Raw genomic sequence first — 17,476 nt, 5'->3', positions numbered from 1 at the left:
CGCTTCGGGTCGGCAGCGGGAAGCCCGGTTCTGGGCGTCCGTTTCGACGGCGCCGATCGGCTCTACAGGGAGAAAAGAAGTCGGTCTGATTTCAGGGATTACGCCCTACAAGTTGGGGTTAGGTATGTCATCACTTCCGCTAGTCCAAAGGAGCGGTGAGGTCGAGAACTTTGAGCGGGGTCAGTTCGTCATTTCTCGATATCCCAGCCCGTCGTTGCGCCAACGCTTGCTTCCGTCCTTATTCATCACGTCGGGCCAAGCCCGCAGACGTTCGACAGCAACGGCGCCTCTGCCAGGTACACGCAGCAGCGTATCGGGGCCATTGCGGCCAGACACAACGACGTAGGTCACGAACTCGCCGTCCGACACACAATCTGTCCCGCTACGCTCTTTCAGCGTGCCGCGATTGAGAGCGTATCCCGTATCACGTACCGTGGTTAGTCTACGCCAGTCGACATTTACACGGGAGGCACCGATTGCAAGGCAGAGGTACTCTGGCGTGACTGAGATCAGCGCGTTATTCGCACGGCGTTCCAAGGCCAACGCCGTGAACGCCCATACCTGAGCGCCAAACCAAATAGTTATGAAGATAGCACCGGATATCCGGGCTAGGCGGCTCGAAAACGGAGGGACATTTAGCTTCGGCGGTTTGGCGAGGATACCCCTTGGATCTGCCACTGAAATTTCCTTCTCAGATTGCCGAACGGAAGAACTTTGCGCCAGCCGTCCTTAAGGCTGGCGAGTATGTCATTACTCGGTGAGTATCGGTTTGTCCGAATGGGTCCAAGCATCGGGCTGCTGCCGACGTCCGCTTTCAGCTCTTGGATGACATAAGATTTAGCGCCCGAAATGGGTCGAGAGCAGCCGCGTCGTCTCAAGACACAGCGACCCAACGCCCGATCAGGAAGACAGCGCAACCGTGAACTGGATCTCGACCAGGATGTCGGGCAGGCCCAGCACCGCCTGAACGGTTACCCGCGCAGGCGGCTCCTCCTTGTCGATCCAATCGACCCAGGCGAGGTTCATCTGGTCGAAGTCGGCGATATCGCGAAGCCAGATCGTCGCGCTGATGATCAGCGATCGGCTGGAGCCTACCTGTTCCAGAAGAGCGTCCGCCTTGGCGAGGACCTGCGCGGTCTGGCCACGCGCGTCCTGCTGGCGATCGTCCGCCGTCAGTCCGGAGAAGTAGGCGACCTTCTCGTGCACGACGACTCGGCTGAGGCGCTCGGTCTTTCCAATGCGCTGCAGGCTCATGCCCTCTGCCCCGAGCCGTTTTTGGCGACCATGAAGCGGTCGGGACGGAAGTCCTTCAGGCTAGCGTGAACGTCGCCGCGGACGACCTCGTCGGCGACCGCCTTGCCGAGATAGGGTGCGATCGTCACGCCGCTGTGGGTGACGGCCACGTAGTAGCCGCTGACGCCCGGGATCCAGCCGCTGCACGTCAACCTGTCGCTCGGGATCGGCCGCATCGTCGTGCGGATGGACTCGAGGTCCTGACCCTTGATCGACGGCAGAATCTGCGCGACGGCCTCGACCAGAAGCGCCGCCTCCTCGCCCCTCGCCTCCAGCGGGCGAAGCTCGGGGACAAGGGAGTCGACCGAGATCTTGTGGATCATCAGGCGCCCGGCGCCGTCCGGACGGACGTCGAGGTCGTCCATGTGGAACTGGCGCTGGATCGTTGCGGCCACGGGGAAGGTGAAGCCCAGCACGCCGACGTTCGAGGCCATCGGGATCGGTGGGACGCCATCGAGAACGCGGTCCGCCCAGCTTCCGGTGCAGTTGACGATGACGTCCGCCTCGAAGACGGTGCCATCGGCGGTGCGGACGGCCTTCGCAACGCCATCCTCGACGTCGACGGACGTCGCGCCGACGAAGGGGTGGATCACGGCGCCCCACTTCTCCTTCGCCGCTCTCAGGAGCCAGGCGGAGTAGAGCACGGGATCGACCCAGCCCTCCTCGGGGTAGTAGATGATCGGGGAATCCTTGATGGCGGCAAGGTCGATCTCCGGCTCGAGATCCTTCAACCGGGACTGGCTGATCCATTCGACCCCATAGCCCCACTCCTGCATCTGGTCGGCGTTTTCGAGCTGGGCGGGCCAGTCCTCTTCCTTGCTGTACCATTCGAGGCTGCCGGTCTGCTTGAACCAGGGCGCGTTGCCGAACTCCCTGCTGAGATCGAGATGCGCCCGCATGCCGGCGACGTTGAGGGCGAAGTACGATTGCGGCCGCTTGCCCGTCGCGTTCGTCCAGGCGAAGCTTGCCGCCGACGCGCCGCCGGCGATCTTCCCGGCTTCCAGAACCGTCACCTGCGCACCAGCCTTCGCCGCCTCGTAGGCCACCGAACTTCCGACGATCCCGGCTCCCAACACAATCACGCGCATGCTCTTCTCCTCGTGGATCCGTCTCGACCTGCATTGCCTTGGCGATGCACGGGCCACCTTAAGCGGCGGTGTCGGTCCACTTGTGTAGAAGGGGGGTATGCCGGTCAAACAACCTGATCGAGGCGGCTCATGCTGAATAGTTATGAAGCTGTGTCGGTCCAAGTCGCGAGCCTGACGGGCGCCACAACTATGAAAACAGCCCGCAATCCATGCGCGGGCTGTTCTGTGGTCCAGCGTGAGGAAAGGAATATCGTCCGGCCCTTCGAGCTCTTCTACGCCCCGACGAAGTAACCGGCGGTGACCACCTTGCCCGCCCCGCCGCCAAGGCGGTCACTCACCCAGAGCCCTGATCCCGTTGTCGACACCGTTCATGTAGTCCCGGGTCGACTGGATCAGGTGCTCGATGAAGGTGTCGGAGACGGACGAGGCGATCGTTCCCCAGGGCCTGTAGACGCTGAGGTTGACGTTGAGCTGCGGGCGGAAGTCGCGGATCTCGATCGGCAGGTCCCTCGCCATCCAGGCCGACAGCCGATCGACGACGGCGACGCCGACGCCGTTGGCGACGAGATTGACGCAGCTCGCCGAAAGGGCTGCCTCGACTTTCAGGACCCGCTTGGAGCCACGCTCCTCGCAGAGCGCATCGAGCTGTCGGCGCATCGGATCCCCGGCGCCGAGCGAGACGAAGTCCATTCCGTCGAGGTCGTCGGGCTGGACGACCGAGAGCCGGCTCAGGGGATGGCCTTTCGGCATGATGCAGACGGGCGGCGTCGCGGTGAGCGTCCGCCGAACAACCGATGGAGTTTCGTCGTCGAGCTCTGCGGCGACGCCGATGTCGAGCTGGTTGCGGCTTGCACGCTGAATGATGGTCGACGAGCTCCGGATGTCGATCGAGATCGCGACGTCGGGATAATTCCTGGTGAAACTGGCAACGATCGACGGCAAGAGGGTCAGGCCGAAGGCCGGGAGCGCCGAGATGTTCAGCCTGCCGCTTCGGAGCTCCTTGATCTCCTTGGCGATGATCGAGATCCCGCGAACGGTCTCGAAGACCCGCTGGACTTCCGCGAACAGCATGTGCGCTTCGGGGGTCGGGATCAGCCTCTGCCTGTGATTGCGGAAGAGGGGAAAGCCCGCCTTCTCCTTCAGGTGGATCAGCATCTTGCTGACGGCCGGCTGGGTGATGTTGAGGGCGTCGGCTGCCTTGGTGGTCGTGCCGTGGGTCATGACCGCGGCGAAGGCCTCGATCTCCCGGGGCGTGAATTCATTGTCGCTCGGAATCATGCGGCAATCCTCAACTTGCGGGGAATGTTCCCGATCGCATCGGAAAGGGCAACCGTCCAACCTTGAGTCAACGATGAGGTCCGTTGCCGGAGGCGATCAGGCCTGCTTCTCCAAGACAAAGGGCAAACATGTGCTGAGCCAGCGGGTCGCCGCATTCTGCTTGAGCCTGACGTTTCTGGTCTAGCTGTAGAGCGTAGGGAACGCGGAGCACCGCCATGGCTATCGGGCGTCGAATGAGCTTCGCGCCACCTTGACCCCGTCTGCGTTCGCGGCAACCCAATCCACCAACCCTTGCAACGCGGGCAGCAGGCTTCTCCCCATGGGGGTCAGCTCATACTCCACCCGGGGAGGGACCTCCGCGAAAAGCTCGCGCGTCACCAAGCCGTCCCGCTCCAGATTTCGCAGCGTGAGCGACAGCATCCGCTCGGAAATCGCCGGGATCGACCTCTTGAGCCCGGAGAACCTCGCCCGCTCGCCGGGGAGCATGGAGAGCGCGAGCATGATGAAAATACTCCACTTGTCCCCGACCCTGGTCAGCAGCTCGCGAAACGCAACCGGATCTTCGTGGCCACACAAAAGGCCGGGGGAAATCTGTATATCGACGGCTGACTTGCTCATGCTTACTTTCATGTTAGCTGCCCACATCAATGTGGGTTCTTGTGGATCAGCATGAGTGACACTATAAATTTCTTACGGAGAGTTAGCGTCAAATCCTAGAGCAAAACATCAAATTTACGCCTGCCCCCGCATCTTGTGGGACGACTTTCCCTGCTGACAACTCAACAACAGGACGCCCGCAATGCTCGACCATATCATTCTAACTATCAGCAAGATCGATGTATCTCTGGCGTTTTATGAAGCAGCCCTTGAGCCGTTGAACATCAAGTTCTTCATGCCCTTCAAGGGAAAGGATGGTCATCCTGACCTCTGGGGGTTTGGCGACGGCCAAAGCGCGATCTTCTGGCTCAAGGAAGGCAAACCGAACCCAGACGCGATCCATTGGGGATTCAAGGCCGACAGCACAGCCCTCGTCGATCGGTTCTACGAGGCCGCCATCGCGGCCGGTGCAACGGACAACATCTCCCCGCGTGCCCGCCTGGAATACTATCCGGGATATTACGCGGCGGACGTCAGGGATCCCGACGGATACTCGTTCGAAGTCGTCCACAAAGGCTGATGCAGCTTTTGGGCAGACGGCCCGGCAACTATCGCCCCCCTCGGTCACGTGAGTCCGGTAGCTGGGACGGCTGCGGCTTTTGTCGTCCGGTGTCCAATCGAAACCTCGATCCGGCAATCCTGGAAAGCAGCGCCTCATCATGGCTGATCGCGAGGATGCCGATCGAGCGTATCGCGGCGAAGGCAAGGAGCCTCGCCCAGATATCCGCCTGTCCGATCGCGTCGAGCGCGCCGGTGATCTCGTCGGCCACGAGATAGCGTGTCCCCGGGGCGAGCGAGCGCAGGATCGAGACCCGCTGCAACTGGCCTCCGGAGAGCTCGTGCGGGTAGCGGTCGAGCCAGTCCGGGCGAATGCCGAATGCCTTCCTGTCCTTCTCGTTCGGCGCCCAGGCCTCCAAGAGGATCCGGCCGATCCGCCAACGCGGGTTCATCTCGAGGATCGGCGTCTGCGGCAGGCGCTGAACAGGCTGAAAGCCTGTAGTGGGGAGTGCCGCTCCATCGATGTGGACGTCGCCGTCCGCCGGACGCAGGTGACCCGCGAGAATGCGCCCGAGCGTGGTCTTGCCGCAGCCGGACGGGCCGGATAGGCCGACGATCTCTCCTGGACGGATCGTCAGGCTCACGCCGTCGAGGACGACGGGGCCTTGCCGCCCATGGCCGAAGACGATGTCGCGCGCTTCAAGCACCGATCCGCTCCAATGGCGCTAAGAAATCGTTCTCCGGCAAAGCGCGCCACAAGTCGCGAGCGTAGGAGGAACGAAGGCACGCGCCGTCACCGGAAAAGTCTTCCGCCCGCTCCGCGCCGAGGAGAACGCCCTCTCTCATCACCGCCACCCGATCGACATGTGGGACGACAGAAGAGAGGTCATGCGTCACCACGATCACCGCCCTGCCCCGGTCTGCGAGCCCGCGAAGGTGACCGAGGACAATGGCCACGTTGGCCGGATCGAGCCCGTCCGTCGGCTCGTCAGCGATGACGAGATCGGCGTGGCCGACCGTCGCCATCGCCAGCAGCACGCGGCGCGCCATCCCGCCCGAGAGAGCATGGAGGTAGGCCTGGGTTACGCTGGCCCGAAGGCCGAGCTCGTGCAGGATCAAGGCGGAGGCTTGCGCGGAGCGACCTCGTGCCAGGCCCGAGCGTTCGGCGGCCCATCTCACCTGGCTCCCGACCCGGGCCAGAGGATCGAGATGGGCGATCGACTGGGGAACAAGCGCGATCCGGCGACCTCGCAAGGTCCGCAGGGATGCATCGTCGAGCGTGACACCTTCAAACCGTATGCTGCCCTCGACCGAGGCATTGCGCGGCAGGATGCCAAGGACGGAATGGGCCAGCAGGCTTTTGCCGGCTCCGGACGAACCGACGACCGCGAGAAGTTCGCCGGGAGCGACGTTCAGGCTGACATCGCTGAGGCACGTGATCTCACGGCGACGCAGGAGGCCGTCGTAGCGGCGGAAGCGGATCGTGAGGTTCTCGATCTCCAGCATCGTCAGTCCTGCCCGGAGCGCGGGTCCGCCCAGAGCCGCAGGCCCCCGTCGATGGCGTCGAAGCAGAGCACGAGGGCGAGGAGGCAAAGGCCGGGGAACACGCCGAGCCACCATTTGCCCGCGCCGAGATAGCGCATCGCGTCCGAGAGGATGATCCCGATGGCGGGTTTCGAAGGCTCCAGACCGAAGCCGAGGAAGGTCAGTCCGGCCTCGTGCAGGATCGCGTGCGGGAAGAGGAGGACGAGGCCGACGAGGAGCTGCGGCACGAGATGCGGCAGGACGTGGTGGCGCGCGATGTAGTGCCACGGTTTGCCGAAGGCGCGCGACGCCTCGACATAGCCGGAGGATCGAACCTGGAGGAGTTCGCCCCGCAGGATCCGGGTCAGCCGCGGCCAGTGCGTGAGCGCGACGGCGACGATGACGGCGCTCGTGCCGCCGCCCATCGCGAAGGCGATGAGGATCAGGAGCACGAAATGCGGAAGCCCGAGCGCGGCATCCACGAGAAACGAGACCGCCGCATCCCAGACGCGTCCGAGCATCGAGGCGAGCACCAGGAGAAGCGCAAGGGTGGACGAGATCGTGGCGGCGAGCGTCCCGACCCACAGGCTGGCGGCCAGGCCTTTGACGGTGCGCGCCAGCATCTCCCGCCCCATGGCGTCGGTGCCGAACGGATGCGCCATGGACGGCGGCAGTAGTCGGGCGCCGAAGTCGGAACGGATGCCGACGGGACCAAGCCACCAGGCGTCGACAAGAACGGCGACGATGATCGCCAAGCCCAGCGCGGCGACACCGAGTGTCGCGACGCGCCCGGCGGATGGGCCTTCGAGGCTTCGGGTCTGAGTTGGGATGTCCGTCATCGGAACAGGTCGATCGCGGCGGTCTCGCGCTTCGCGGCGATGCGCGGGTCGAGGACGCCGTAGAGGAGGTCCGCAACGGTATTGCCGCCGGAGACGATCGCCGTCGTGAGAAGCGTGATGGCGAGCAGCAGAGGCACGTCGCCGCGCACGCCCGCCTCGACCGTCGCGCGTCCGAGCCCGGGATAGGCGAAGACCTGTTCGGCGAGGACCGAACCGCCGAGGATCTCGCCGATGGATGCGAAGAGGATGGTCAGGGCGGGGAGCGCTGCGTTCCGGGCGCCGTGGCGGAGCGCGACATCGAACCGGGATGCGCCCTGCGCGGCCGCGAAGAGCGCGAAGTCCGACCGCATGATCTCCGCCATCTTCGCCCGCGTGTGGAGCGCGATCTGGGAGACCCCGAGAAGCGACAGCGTGGCGAGCGGCAGCGCGAGATGACGGAGCCGATCCGCCAGCGTCACGTCTGCCGACACGACGCCGATCGGGCCGGCGCAGCAGACCGGGGTCCATCGCAGTTGGACCGAGAAGACGACGAGGAGGAGGATGGCCAGCCAGAAGGTCGGCGTCGACGCAAGGACATAGGCGTAGACGCGGATCATGCGGTCCATCCACGATCCTTCGAACGCGCCGGCAAGGACACCGAGCGCGAAGCCGAGGAGGCCCGACAGGATCCACGCCGTTCCAGCCAGCGCCAGTGTCGCGCCCAGACGCTCGCGCAGGACCTCGGCGACGGACGCGTTGAAGGTGACGCTCCAGCCGAGATCGCCGGAGAGGATGCGGCCCGCCCAGCGCGCGAACTGGACGACCGCCGGCCGGTCCAAGCCCCAGGCACTCGCGATGAGGGCGCGCTGCTCGGGATTGACCCGGGCGATCGCCGGGCCGAGATAGGCGTCGATCGGATCGATCGGCGAGAGCTTGGCCAGCGTGAAGGCCACCGCCGACACCGTCACGAGGATCATCGCAAGCCGGACGAGGCGCCGGGCAGCGACCTTCGCGACCCTGCCCGACCGGGTCAATTGCAGGTCCATCGCCAGTCCTGGATCGTTGCCGTGATGGGCCAGCCGTGGCCATGCGGCTCGATCTGGGTCTGGCCGACGTCGAGGCACTGGTTGGCGAAGTAGACGTGGTCGAGATTGACGAGCCAGCCCCAGGCCGCGTCGCCCCGCTGGCCATAGCCCGTCGTGCCGTCGAAGGCGGCGGCTCGCCAAGCCGGAAAGGACGCCTCGAGGCTTCCCGCGGCCTGCGCCTCGGCGAAGTGCGCGTCGACGGCGGCGTTCCGGTAATAGGTCGGGTTGAGGTACTCGACCCCGGCGACCGAGGAGTCGTAGAGGTTGAAGAGTTGGAGCGGCGAGTGGCTGCCGAAACCGAAGATCACGGGCTCGGCATGCATCACGCGGTTGATCGCGTCCCAGGACGAGCCCTTCGCCGTCGCCTCGATCCCGAGCGGACGCAGGAGCTCGGCGACCGTCTCGGCCAGCGCCTGGCGCGTCGTGTCGGAGGCGGGATAGTTGATCGGGAAAGCGGCGCGGATCCCGCCGCGGGCGCGCACCCCATCGCTGCCCTCGATCCAGCCAGCCTTGTCGAGGATCGCCTTGGCGCCATCCGGATCGAACGCGACGGTCTCTCCCTCGCCTGCCCACGGCAGACCATCGGCTGGTCCGTAGGCGGGTGTCCCGTGGCCATGCAACGCGACGTCGACGACTTGGGCGCGGTCGAGCCCCAGATTGATGGCCTGCCGGATCGCCTTGTCGGACGTCACGGCGTTGCCGAGCCTCTCGCCCTCCGCGTTCGACTTGCCCTCGTCGGGCAGCATGGGAAAGCTGATGCCGCGGTTGTCGACGGTGCGGGCCGTGACCGTCTGGAAGCCGTCCGGCACTGCGTCAGTCGAGACGCCGGGTACCGACACGAGGTCGACGGCCCCGGCGCGGGCGGCGGCCAGTCCCGCGTCCTCGCCGGTGAAGAGGAAGGTGATGCGCTCGAAGGGCGAGGCCTTGCCGTAATAGCCGGGATTGCGTTCGACGATGAGCTGCTCGCCCTCCTGCCAGGAGACCATCCGGTACGGGCCGGAGCCGACCGGGTGGCGGGCGTAGTCGGTGCCGTAGCGCGCGGCCGGGACGATGCCGAGCGTGTGGAAGCTCTCGGTGAAGGTGATCCACGGCTTCTTGAGGCGGAAGACGATCGTCGTATCGTCGGTGGCCGTCGCGCTATCGAGGACGGAGAGGTCGAGGGCGCCCGCGGTCTTCGCGCCGCGATCGAAGGTGAACGCGACGTCCCTTGCCGTCAGCCTCGTCCCGTCGGAGAACCTGGCGTCGCTCCGGATCACGACCTTCCAGGTCAGACGGTCGTCCGAGAGGTCCCAGCTTGTGGCGAGGTCCGGCTGCGTCGCCAGCGCCGCGTCGCGGGTCAGAAGCGTCGACTGGAACAGCGGATGACCATAACTCCCCCAGCCGAGCAGCGGATCGTAGCCCGTCTCCGGTTCTCCACCGATCGCCAGCACCAGATCGGTCTTCGAAGCCGCCGATGCGACCGATCCCCCGAGCCCTGTCAGAAGGAGCGCCAGCACCGCGTTCTTGGTAACGGTGCCTCGGCGTGATCCTCGCATCATTCTGGTCCCTATGTTCCACCAACGACCAAGGGTCGAATCGACGCGGACCATAAGGGCAGCAAAGTATGAGGTCTACCGAGAAACATCTTACTCACGATGAGCGCGTTCGTACGGAGCGTTCGGCTGGAGACCTTGCATCAGAGCGCCGAGACAAGGCAGGTGTCGGGACGAAGAGCGAATGGGAGCCAGAGCCATGCAACGCGTGACCGTCACCCTCGACGACGAACTGATGGCGGATCTCGACGCGATCATGGCCGAGCGCGGCTACCAGAACCGTTCCGAGGCCATCCGCGATCTCGCACGTGCCGGGCTCACGCAGGCCAAGGTCGACAATGGCAACGTCGGCGACTGCGTGGCGGCCTTGGTCTATGTCTACGACCACAATGCCCGCGACCTCTCGCGCCGCCTGACGAACACCCACCACGACCATCACGACCTGTCGGTGTCGAGCCTCCACGTGCATCTCGACCATGAGACCTGCATGGAGGTCTCCGTCCTCAAAGGGCCGACGAAGGAAGTGCGCCACTTCGCCGAGCACGTCATCGCCGAACGCAGCGTCCGCCACGGCGAACTGGTGCTGATCCCGGCACACCGAAGGGATTGAAGCCACGCGCCAGGCCGGCCTTCAGGGACGAACGGCGGAGACGACGAAGAACGGCGTCCCGCCGGGGACGGCGACAAGGCGAACAGGTGCTGCCAACTTTCCGGTGTCGAAGCCCTGATCGTCCAGCAGAACGCTGGCCTTACACTCGCTGGCGCCGCGATGGAGTGGAAGACGCCCTGCCAGCTCGGGCGGATAGACTGGATCGGTCTGCGGCAGGGTTTTCTTCCGAGCTGGCGCTAGTCGACGAGGAAGTGCACGTGAGGCCCGATGTGGTATGGCGATGCCAGGACCCGGGTCCGAACCTTGAAGACCCTTTCCAGAAGAGGCTCGGTCAGCACCTCGGCAGGCGTTCCGAGCATCACGGCGCGGCCGTGGTCGAGGACGAGAATGCGGTCGCAGAACATCGCGGCGAGGTTCAGGTCATGCAGTGCGACGATCGTCGTGGCAGGCAGCTTCGCCACCAGCGACAGGATCTCGAGCTGGTGCTGGATGTCGAGGTGGTTGGTCGGCTCGTCGAGCAGGAGCTCGCTCGGGGCCTGCGCGAGGGCGCGGGCGATGTGGACGCGTTGACGCTCGCCCCCGGAAAGGGTGTGCCAGAGCTGCCGGCGTTTCTCCGTCATGCCGACATGCGCGAGCGCGTTCGTAGCCCGCATTTCGTCGTCGTTCGACCAGGGAGAAAGGGGGCCGAGATGCGGGGTGCGGCCGAGACGGACGACCTCGAGGACGGTGATGTCGGTCTCGGTGGTCGCCTGCTGCTCGACGAGCGCGATCCGCCGGGCGATCTCGGCCCTCGGCATCGCCGCAAGGTCCGTCTGGCCGAGCGTGATCACACCGCTGGCGACCTTTCTCAGCCGGCAGATCAGGCGAAGAAGGCTGGACTTGCCGGAGCCGTTGGGCCCGATCAGGCCGAGCGTCTCGCCCGGCACGGTCTCGAGGCTCACGCCATCCACCAGCAGTTGGCCGCCGATGCCCCAGCTCACTTTTTCCAGGGTGATCGTCATGTCGGCCGCCGCGCACGGTAGAGGATGAAGGCGAAGGCCGGCGCGCCGAAGAGTGCGGTGACGACGCCGATGGGCAGGATCTGCTGCGGCACGATGGTGCGCGAGACGATGTCGGCGAAGACCATGAAGACCGCGCCGATCATCAGCGAGGCCGGCAGCAGGCGGGCATGGCCGGGACCGACCAGGAAGCGGGCCGCGTGCGGGACGATCAGGCCGATGAAGCCGATCGAGCCGACGATGCTGACCATGGTCGCGGTCATCGCCGCGGTGATGCCGAACAGCACCAAGCGGACGCGGGTGACGGGGATGCCGAGGGCCGAGGCGGCATCGGTGCCGAAGGTAAAGGCGTCGAGCGCCCGCGCGTGGAAGGCGCACACCGCGAAGCCGGCCAAGGCGATCGGCGCCGAGACGTAAACGTCGGGCCAGCGCACCCCGCCGAGATTGCCGAGCAGCCAGAACATCACCCCGCGCGACTGCTCGGCGTTCGCCGAGGTGGTGACGATATAGGCGGTGATGGCGTTGAACAGTTGCGAGCCGGCGACGCCCGCGAGGATGATGCGGTCGACGCCGCCACCGGCGCCCGCAGCCAACACGGAGACCAGGGCGAAGGCGATTGTCGCGCCGAGAAACGCCCCGCCGGACAGTGTGATCGCCCCGCCGCCAAACCCCGCGATCATCACCGCCACCGCACCAGTCGATGCACCTGCGGAGATGCCGAGGACATAGGGATCCGCGAGAGCGTTCCTGAGCAGCGCCTGGAGGATCGTCCCCGAGATCGCCAGTGCGCCGCCGCAGCAGGCGGCAACGAGGGCACGGCTGAGACGGTAGTCCCAGATGATCCCCTCCTGGATCCGGCTGAGCTCGAAACCCGTGCCGAACAGCCCGTTGCCGAGCGCCTTGAACACCGTCGCCAACGGTATGGTCATCTCGCCGATCGATACGGCGATGCCGATGGCGAGGACGAGCAAAGCCAGCGAGGCGGCAGCGGAGAGGGCGCGCACGCCCCATCCGCCGCCCAGCAGCGCGCCGCCGTTCAATTCGCCAGCCCGAACGACTTGATGCCGTTCGCCAGGGCCTCGAGTCCGTCGACCGCGCGAATGGTCGGGCTCATCGCCTGCGAGCTCATCTGGATGAAGTGCTTTCCCTTCACAGCCTCGAGCTGGCTGGTGACGGGGTCGGTCTCCAGGAACTTGATCTTCACCGCCGGGTCATCGGCGACGTAGCGGCGGCGGTCCATGTCGGCGATTACGATCACCTTCGGATCGGCGGAGACGATCTTCTCCCAGCTCACCATCGGCCATTCCTCGGCGGTGGTGATGACGTTGGTCGCGCCGACAGCATTCATCAGGAACGCTGCCGCGCCGTTCTTGCCGGCGACAAAGGCGTCGCCCTGGACCTCCTTGCTGGAGAACCAGAACACCACCGGCACGCCCTTCGCCCGGATGTCGGCGACGGAGGCGATCGCCGCAGCTTCGCGGGCCTTTAGATCGGCGATCAGCGTGTCGCCGCGGTCGCTGACATCGAAGATCTCGGCGAGCTCGTGGATCTGCTGATAGACGAGGTCCATCGTGAACATCTGCTTGCGGGTGCCGTCGCCACCGCCCGAATTGTCTTTCTCGACGCAGTCTGCCGGGGCGACGTAGGTGTCGATCTTCAGTTCGGCGAACTGCTCGCGCTTGCCGACGATGCCGTTCGGACCGACATGCCATTCGAACTGGGCGGTGACGAGTTCCGGCTCCTGGCCGACGACCGACTCGAAGCTTGGATCATTGTCCGCCAGGCGTTTGATCCTGGCGTTCTCGGCCGCGTACTGCTTCAGCACGGGCCCGAACCAGACCGCGGTGCCGACGATCTTGTCGGCGAGGCCCAGCGACAGGAGTATCTCCGTGTCGCTCTGGCCAATGGCGACGACCTTCGACGGCGCATGGTCGAAGGTGACGCCGACGCCGCAGTTCTCGATGGTCAAAGGATAGACGGTCCTGCCGGCCGCAAGGCTCGGCGCAGCACCGAAAGCCAGCGCCGCGAGTGACGCAAGACCTGCGCGGCGGAGGCAGCGCAGCAGAGATCGGGGAGCGGTCATCGTTGTTCTCCTGGAAGGATGCGGGTCATGACGGACGGTCCGCGATGCAGGCGCGCGGACAGGCTAACCGTCGGCTCCCGCGTGAAGCGGGCCGTGGCGTGCGGTTGCGAGGGATCGCCGGGGCGCCCTACGGGCGCGCGCGATCTCGACCGGAGGGCAACAAGGGGAAGGGTTCGGCGTCGAAACGCCGTCGAAAAGCCGTCATGGGCATCCTTTCCGAGCAACCCCGCTCGAGACAGTGGATCGATCGCTTGACGGCAGGTCTCCTGGCTCGCGGAGGTCGCACCGATCATCTGCCTTCCCACGATGCCCGAGGGTCTTCGCAGTGGCATGGCGCTGGGGTGAACCCGGCGGCCCACCGCACCTCTCGAGGGAGAAGCGCGGGGATGATCGGCATCCGCTTACAGTTGCGGGGGCAGCCACGGTTTCGGCCCCGATTGGGTCGTCCTCACCGTGTTCCCTTTTAATCCCCCGGGCTTGTCGCCGCGGGGAAACCGTCGCGTCCTGCCTACGCGGCGCGATGCGATGGCGTCAATCGGCCATGCGTCAACGTGCGCCGGACCCGCCCACCGCAAGGGCCGTATAGGTCATGCCCCCCGCGCGATGGCGGATCTCCTTGAGACCGCGCGGCAATGGCCGTCCTCTCACGTCGGTGGACGCAGAGGCGGCAAGACGACAGACGGCCGGTCAGGCGCGGGGCGCCCAGTCGGGAAACGGATCGGCAAGACGCGCCCATGCCTCCGGCGCAAACTCGGCGGTGTCGAGGAGGCAGGCGTCCAGTCGCTTGCGGATCGCCGCCTCGTCCATCGGATCGGTGCCGATGAACACGATCTCCTGGCGCCGATCGCCCCAGACGGGATCGAGGACGGGCTGCATCAGGCGCTGCCACTCCGGCGTATCGGGCCATCTCGCGCGGGGGACCGCTGCCCACCAGAGGCCGCGCTTCTCGGTCTTCACCAGCGCGCCCGCCTGCGCGATCTCGCCGACATGGTTTGGTCGCGTCGCCAGCCAGAAGAAACCCTTGGCACGGATCACGCCCGGCCAGCCCTCGCCGACGAAGCCGTGGAACCGCACCGGGTCGAGCGGTGCGCGCGCCCGATAGACGAAGGAGCGAATCCCGTATTCCTCGGTCTCCGGCATATGGTCCGCAAAGCCGTTGAGTTCGCGGTACCAGAGCGGGTGCTCGTGGGCGCGATCGAAGTCGAACAGCCCGGTGCCGAGGACCTCGCCGAGCGGCACGACGCCGTGATCGGTCTCGACGATGCGGGCATCGAGGTTGAGGGCACGGATGATCTTCAGGGCGGCGTCGCGCTGGCCGGGGCTGGCATCCGCGATCTTGTTGAGGACGATCACGTCGGCGAACTCGATCTGCTCGACGAGGAGGTCGACCAGGGTGCGGACGTCGCCTTCGCCCGCCGTCTCGCCGCGGTCGCGCAGGAAGTCGGTGGAGGCGTAATCCTTCAGGAGGCTTGCCGCGTCCACCACCGTCACCATCGTGTCCAGCCGGGCGACATCCGACAGGCTGCGGCCCTCCTCGTCGCGGAACTCGAAGGTCGCAGCCACCGGAAGCGGTTCGGCAATACCGGTGGACTCGATCAGCAGATGGTCGAAGCGATCTTCCTCGGCAAGTCGGCGGACCTCGGCCAGGAGGTCGTCGCGAAGCGTGCAGCAGATGCAGCCATTGGTCATCTCCACCAGCCGCTCGTCCGTGCGCGACAGGTCCGCCCCACCGTCCCGGACCAGAGCCGCGTCGATGTTCACCTCGCTCATGTCGTTGACGATCACGGCGACGCGCAGGCCCTCGCGGTTGGTCAGGACATGGTTGAGAACGGTCGTCTTCCCCGCGCCGAGAAAGCCGGACAGGACGGTAACGGGCAACTTTCGCATCAGGGCTCCTTCACGAACAACGTCGCGAGGTGTGTAATGTTATTTCATTACATTCGCAAGCCGGGAGTGAGTTGCGGCGGTCAGGACTGGTTCACTTTCTTCCATGAGGCCGGACATGTCTTGCTGCATGGCAAGAAGGGCATGTTCGTGGAGGACTGCAAGGACGACCCCGCCGACCCCGCTGACCCCAAGGAGATCGAGGCGAACCAGTTCGCAGCGAATATCCTCATCCCGCGAGCCGAGATGGACGGGTTCATCGCGCGCCGGCGCTTCGACGAGGGAACGGTGGTGGAATTCGCCGAGAGGTCCGGTATCGCCCCCGGCATCGTCGTAGGCCGCCTCCAGCATGCGGGGCTTGTCCCGTTTGGGTCGGCGTTGACGAAGCTGAAGACGAGGCTCGACTGGCCCGGATGAGCCTCGCTCGGCGAAGAAACCGGCGGGCCTCCTTTTTTGGGGGGGTCGGCGAGGAACTGGCCAACCGGAACCGGCAACTTCCAGCACGGGCGACCGTCAGTTTGTACCCTTCGGCATGCCCCGATCGCCGAAGGGCACGGGAACGACGTCCTCGCCCGGACGCATTCCGGGCGCGAAGTCCGGGATGGCCGGTGGTCTCGACGACGCCTCCGCCGCGGGCCTCGCGATGTCCGGCACCGACGCCGTAACCGGGAGCACCTGGACCGCGGACAACAGTAGCCCGATCGTCAGCAGCCAGCTCCCCGCGATGCGTTCCCCGATCGGCACCCAGCTCCAAGCGACCAGGCGACGAAAGGCCGATGTCATAAGGGCCAACCCGGCCGCCGACAGGAAGCTCCCCGCACCGAAACTGTATCCCTCTGGAGCGGGATCGTTGATGGCGGCCGTGAGAAGCAGCATCGCCGCGAAAGCAAAGGCCGCGACGGGACTTAAGCGAGTTCGCCAGCGCCCTTTCCCGACCAGCAAGAGACCGGACAGGAGGCAGGCCCCCGGTCCGAGAAGGTGGAGATAGGCGTAGGTGGACGGCGCGGTAAGCCTTGGCCACACGCCAGAATGCCCGGAGGCAATGGCGAGACAGGCCCCGCCAACGAAGGCTACCCAGCCGATCCACGAACCCTCTCGGTTGTCAGAGCCGAGGGCCAGACCCAGTCCGATGATCGCCAGCCAACGGTCGGGGCTTTCGAACATGAAGGCCGCGCCGGCGCGAACTCCGTCGCCCACTAGAGTCGGCGGAAGGAGCCAGGCGGAGAGCAGCGCGGCGACACCGATGAACAGACCTGGGATGGCGGAGCGCAAGACCGGCATGAATTCAGGCCAGCAGGAACCACACGCCGCCGAGGGCGATGGCCCCGCCGAGCGCCCGGGCAAGGAAGCCGCCGAACGGCTTCGACAAGAGGAGCCCAACACCAATTCCCAGCACGTGGATCAGTCCCGTCGCGATCACGAAGCCGACGGCGTAGTTTGCGGGGTCGGCCGCCCGCGGCAGCTCAACGCCGTGCGCATAGCCATGGAAGAGAGCAAACACCGCGATCAGCGCGAGCGCGACGAACTCGTTCGGCCTCCATGCCGCGGCGATGGCGGTTCCGAGCACCATGATCGAGACCGCGATACCGAGCTCGACGCTGGGCATCGGCAGTCCCCCCATCCCGGCGATGCCGCCGAGTGTCATGATCAGCGGGAACGTCACCGGAAGCGTCCAGACGGAGCGCCCGCCCATCTGGGCGCCCCATATGCCGACGGACAGCATGGCCAGGAAGTGGTCCAGCCCGGTGAGCGGATGTTCGAAGCCGCTCGAGAACCCGGCGGCGCGACCAACGATGTGGGCGGCCGCGGGATGGTCGGAAAGGAGAAAAAGACCGAGCGCGAGGGCGAGGAGCGGCGCTCCCAGCCTCCGAGGACTACTGGAAGGAAGCCGGAAGCCAATCCGGATGTCGACGACGCTCATGTTGGCTCCCGCGCAGCCTGCCTCGGGTGAGCGGAGCGCTCGAAACGTCCCTCCCGCAAGTTAAATCGCCGCAAGGCGCGGGACGGTGCAGCTTCCCGGTCGCCACTGCCCCCTAGCAAGCGATGCTGATAATTGGGGGCCGGTGCGGATGTCCGCCCGTACGATCTCATCTTCCGCCGAGAGCAGTCGGCCGAGGCATCACGCCGG

The 17,476-nt window shown here is 65.8% G+C and carries 19 protein-coding genes and 1 riboswitch; of the genes, 3 read left to right on the top strand and 16 right to left on the bottom strand.

The genetic code is table 11. The features are described from left to right. Positions 1-180: 180 nt before the first annotated feature. From ACZL02_RS02420 to ACZL02_RS02400, 5 genes are all read right to left on the bottom strand, one after another. A complete protein-coding gene (locus tag ACZL02_RS02420; protein WP_496258396.1) occupies positions 181-678 on the bottom strand; it encodes a hypothetical protein in 498 nt (165 codons plus the stop codon). Between the two features lie 222 nt (positions 679-900). Next, positions 901-1,254 (bottom strand): RidA family protein, encoded by a 354-nt coding sequence (locus tag ACZL02_RS02415; protein WP_472938595.1) that lies wholly within the window; start codon positions 1,252-1,254, stop codon positions 901-903. Further along, the gene (locus ACZL02_RS02410) at positions 1,251-2,381 is read right to left on the bottom strand and encodes an NAD(P)/FAD-dependent oxidoreductase (protein ID WP_472938594.1); all 1,131 of its coding nucleotides are present in this window, start codon (positions 2,379-2,381) and stop codon (positions 1,251-1,253) included. The genes ACZL02_RS02415 and ACZL02_RS02410 overlap by 4 nt, the downstream gene beginning before the upstream one ends. A 330-nt stretch (positions 2,382-2,711) precedes the next feature. Next, the gene (locus ACZL02_RS02405; protein ID WP_472938593.1) at positions 2,712-3,659 is read right to left on the bottom strand and encodes a LysR family transcriptional regulator; all 948 of its coding nucleotides are present in this window, start codon (positions 3,657-3,659) and stop codon (positions 2,712-2,714) included. Positions 3,660-3,878: 219 nt separating this feature from the next. Next, positions 3,879-4,277: a winged helix-turn-helix transcriptional regulator gene (locus tag ACZL02_RS02400; protein WP_472938592.1), complete on the bottom strand. Its 399-nt coding sequence runs from the start codon at positions 4,275-4,277 to the stop codon at positions 3,879-3,881. A 181-nt stretch (positions 4,278-4,458) separates the two neighbouring features. Here ACZL02_RS02400 and ACZL02_RS02395 point away from each other — a divergent pair, with 181 nt between their 5' ends. After that, the gene (locus ACZL02_RS02395) at positions 4,459-4,836 is read left to right on the top strand and encodes a VOC family protein (RefSeq protein ID WP_472938591.1); all 378 of its coding nucleotides are present in this window, start codon (positions 4,459-4,461) and stop codon (positions 4,834-4,836) included. Between the two features lie 28 nt (positions 4,837-4,864). Here the strand turns inward: ACZL02_RS02395 and ACZL02_RS02390 are convergent, their stop codons facing one another. The 5 genes from ACZL02_RS02390 to ACZL02_RS02370 are packed head-to-tail and all read right to left on the bottom strand — an operon-like array spanning position 4,865 to position 9,776. Then, positions 4,865-5,521 carry an ABC transporter ATP-binding protein gene (locus ACZL02_RS02390; RefSeq protein WP_472938590.1) on the bottom strand — a complete coding sequence of 219 codons (657 nt, stop codon included), beginning with the start codon at positions 5,519-5,521 and terminating at the stop codon, positions 4,865-4,867. Then, positions 5,514-6,320, bottom strand: a complete 807-nt coding sequence (locus tag ACZL02_RS02385) for an ATP-binding cassette domain-containing protein (RefSeq protein WP_472938589.1) — start codon at positions 6,318-6,320, stop codon at positions 5,514-5,516. The genes ACZL02_RS02390 and ACZL02_RS02385 overlap by 8 nt, the downstream gene beginning before the upstream one ends. A 2-nt stretch (positions 6,321-6,322) precedes the next feature. After that, on the bottom strand, positions 6,323-7,177 hold the full coding sequence (locus ACZL02_RS02380; RefSeq protein ID WP_472938588.1) for an ABC transporter permease: 855 nt from the start codon (positions 7,175-7,177) through the stop codon (positions 6,323-6,325). After that, positions 7,174-8,202: an ABC transporter permease gene (locus tag ACZL02_RS02375; RefSeq protein ID WP_472938587.1), complete on the bottom strand. Its 1,029-nt coding sequence runs from the start codon at positions 8,200-8,202 to the stop codon at positions 7,174-7,176. Before ACZL02_RS02375 ends, ACZL02_RS02380 begins: the two co-directional genes overlap by 4 nt. Next, a complete protein-coding gene (locus ACZL02_RS02370) occupies positions 8,187-9,776 on the bottom strand; it encodes an ABC transporter substrate-binding protein (protein WP_472938586.1) in 1,590 nt (529 codons plus the stop codon). The genes ACZL02_RS02375 and ACZL02_RS02370 overlap by 16 nt, the downstream gene beginning before the upstream one ends. Positions 9,777-9,972: 196 nt before the next feature. Here ACZL02_RS02370 and nikR point away from each other — a divergent pair, with 196 nt between their 5' ends. Beyond that, entirely contained in the window at positions 9,973-10,383 is a 411-nt protein-coding gene (gene nikR, locus ACZL02_RS02365) for a nickel-responsive transcriptional regulator NikR (protein ID WP_472938585.1), read from the top strand. A gap of 236 nt (positions 10,384-10,619) precedes the next feature. Here the strand turns inward: nikR and ACZL02_RS02360 are convergent, their stop codons facing one another. The 4 genes from ACZL02_RS02360 to zigA all read right to left on the bottom strand — a co-directional run bounded on the left by ACZL02_RS02360 (position 10,620) and on the right by zigA (position 15,354). Further along, complete coding sequence (locus tag ACZL02_RS02360) at positions 10,620-11,384, bottom strand: ABC transporter ATP-binding protein (protein ID WP_472938584.1); 765 nt, start codon at positions 11,382-11,384, stop codon at positions 10,620-10,622. Beyond that, complete coding sequence (locus ACZL02_RS02355) at positions 11,381-12,385, bottom strand: FecCD family ABC transporter permease (RefSeq protein ID WP_472938583.1); 1,005 nt, start codon at positions 12,383-12,385, stop codon at positions 11,381-11,383. Before ACZL02_RS02355 ends, ACZL02_RS02360 begins: the two co-directional genes overlap by 4 nt. 32 nt (positions 12,386-12,417) lie before the next feature. Then, the gene (locus ACZL02_RS02350; protein WP_472938582.1) at positions 12,418-13,464 is read right to left on the bottom strand and encodes an ABC transporter substrate-binding protein; all 1,047 of its coding nucleotides are present in this window, start codon (positions 13,462-13,464) and stop codon (positions 12,418-12,420) included. A gap of 239 nt (positions 13,465-13,703) precedes the next feature. Next, positions 13,704-13,976: riboswitch (cobalamin riboswitch) on the bottom strand. Between the two features lie 175 nt (positions 13,977-14,151). Continuing rightward, positions 14,152-15,354 (bottom strand): zinc metallochaperone GTPase ZigA, encoded by a 1,203-nt coding sequence (gene zigA / locus ACZL02_RS02345; protein ID WP_472939091.1) that lies wholly within the window; start codon positions 15,352-15,354, stop codon positions 14,152-14,154. Between zigA and ACZL02_RS02340 the strand changes: the two genes are divergently transcribed. Then, positions 15,283-15,765 (top strand): ImmA/IrrE family metallo-endopeptidase, encoded by a 483-nt coding sequence (locus ACZL02_RS02340; RefSeq protein WP_472938581.1) that lies wholly within the window; start codon positions 15,283-15,285, stop codon positions 15,763-15,765. The genes zigA and ACZL02_RS02340 overlap by 72 nt on opposite strands. A gap of 96 nt (positions 15,766-15,861) precedes the next feature. Here the strand turns inward: ACZL02_RS02340 and ACZL02_RS02335 are convergent, their stop codons facing one another. Together ACZL02_RS02335 and ACZL02_RS02330 are read right to left on the bottom strand one after the other, a co-directional pair. Further along, a complete protein-coding gene (locus ACZL02_RS02335) occupies positions 15,862-16,629 on the bottom strand; it encodes a hypothetical protein (RefSeq protein WP_472938580.1) in 768 nt (255 codons plus the stop codon). A gap of 4 nt (positions 16,630-16,633) precedes the next feature. After that, complete coding sequence (locus ACZL02_RS02330; protein WP_472938579.1) at positions 16,634-17,269, bottom strand: HupE/UreJ family protein; 636 nt, start codon at positions 17,267-17,269, stop codon at positions 16,634-16,636. Positions 17,270-17,476: the final 207 nt, after the last annotated feature.

It is taken from the genome of Mesocryomonas fontinalis, assembly GCF_055730125.2.
This window is presented reverse-complemented; position numbering and strand designations above follow the sequence as displayed.

Coding starts and splice junctions, on each gene's coding strand:
- ACZL02_RS02415 (WP_472938595.1), bottom strand. CDS start 1,254: ATGAGCCTGCAGCGCATTGGAAAGACCGAGCGCCTCAGCCGAGTCGTC.
- ACZL02_RS02410 (WP_472938594.1), bottom strand. CDS start 2,381: ATGCGCGTGATTGTGTTGGGAGCCGGGATCGTCGGAAGTTCGGTGGCC.
- ACZL02_RS02405 (WP_472938593.1), bottom strand. CDS start 3,659: ATGATTCCGAGCGACAATGAATTCACGCCCCGGGAGATCGAGGCCTTC.
- ACZL02_RS02400 (WP_472938592.1), bottom strand. CDS start 4,277: ATGAGCAAGTCAGCCGTCGATATACAGATTTCCCCCGGCCTTTTGTGT.
- ACZL02_RS02395 (WP_472938591.1), top strand. CDS start 4,459: ATGCTCGACCATATCATTCTAACTATCAGCAAGATCGATGTATCTCTG.
- ACZL02_RS02385 (WP_472938589.1), bottom strand. CDS start 6,320: ATGCTGGAGATCGAGAACCTCACGATCCGCTTCCGCCGCTACGACGGC.
- ACZL02_RS02380 (WP_472938588.1), bottom strand. CDS start 7,177: ATGACGGACATCCCAACTCAGACCCGAAGCCTCGAAGGCCCATCCGCC.
- ACZL02_RS02375 (WP_472938587.1), bottom strand. CDS start 8,202: ATGGACCTGCAATTGACCCGGTCGGGCAGGGTCGCGAAGGTCGCTGCC.
- ACZL02_RS02370 (WP_472938586.1), bottom strand. CDS start 9,776: ATGCGAGGATCACGCCGAGGCACCGTTACCAAGAACGCGGTGCTGGCG.
- nikR (WP_472938585.1), top strand. CDS start 9,973: ATGCAACGCGTGACCGTCACCCTCGACGACGAACTGATGGCGGATCTC.
- ACZL02_RS02360 (WP_472938584.1), bottom strand. CDS start 11,384: ATGACGATCACCCTGGAAAAAGTGAGCTGGGGCATCGGCGGCCAACTG.
- ACZL02_RS02350 (WP_472938582.1), bottom strand. CDS start 13,464: ATGACCGCTCCCCGATCTCTGCTGCGCTGCCTCCGCCGCGCAGGTCTT.
- ACZL02_RS02340 (WP_472938581.1), top strand. CDS start 15,283: ATGGTTGAGAACGGTCGTCTTCCCCGCGCCGAGAAAGCCGGACAGGAC.
- ACZL02_RS02335 (WP_472938580.1), bottom strand. CDS start 16,629: ATGCCGGTCTTGCGCTCCGCCATCCCAGGTCTGTTCATCGGTGTCGCC.
- ACZL02_RS02330 (WP_472938579.1), bottom strand. CDS start 17,269: ATGAGCGTCGTCGACATCCGGATTGGCTTCCGGCTTCCTTCCAGTAGT.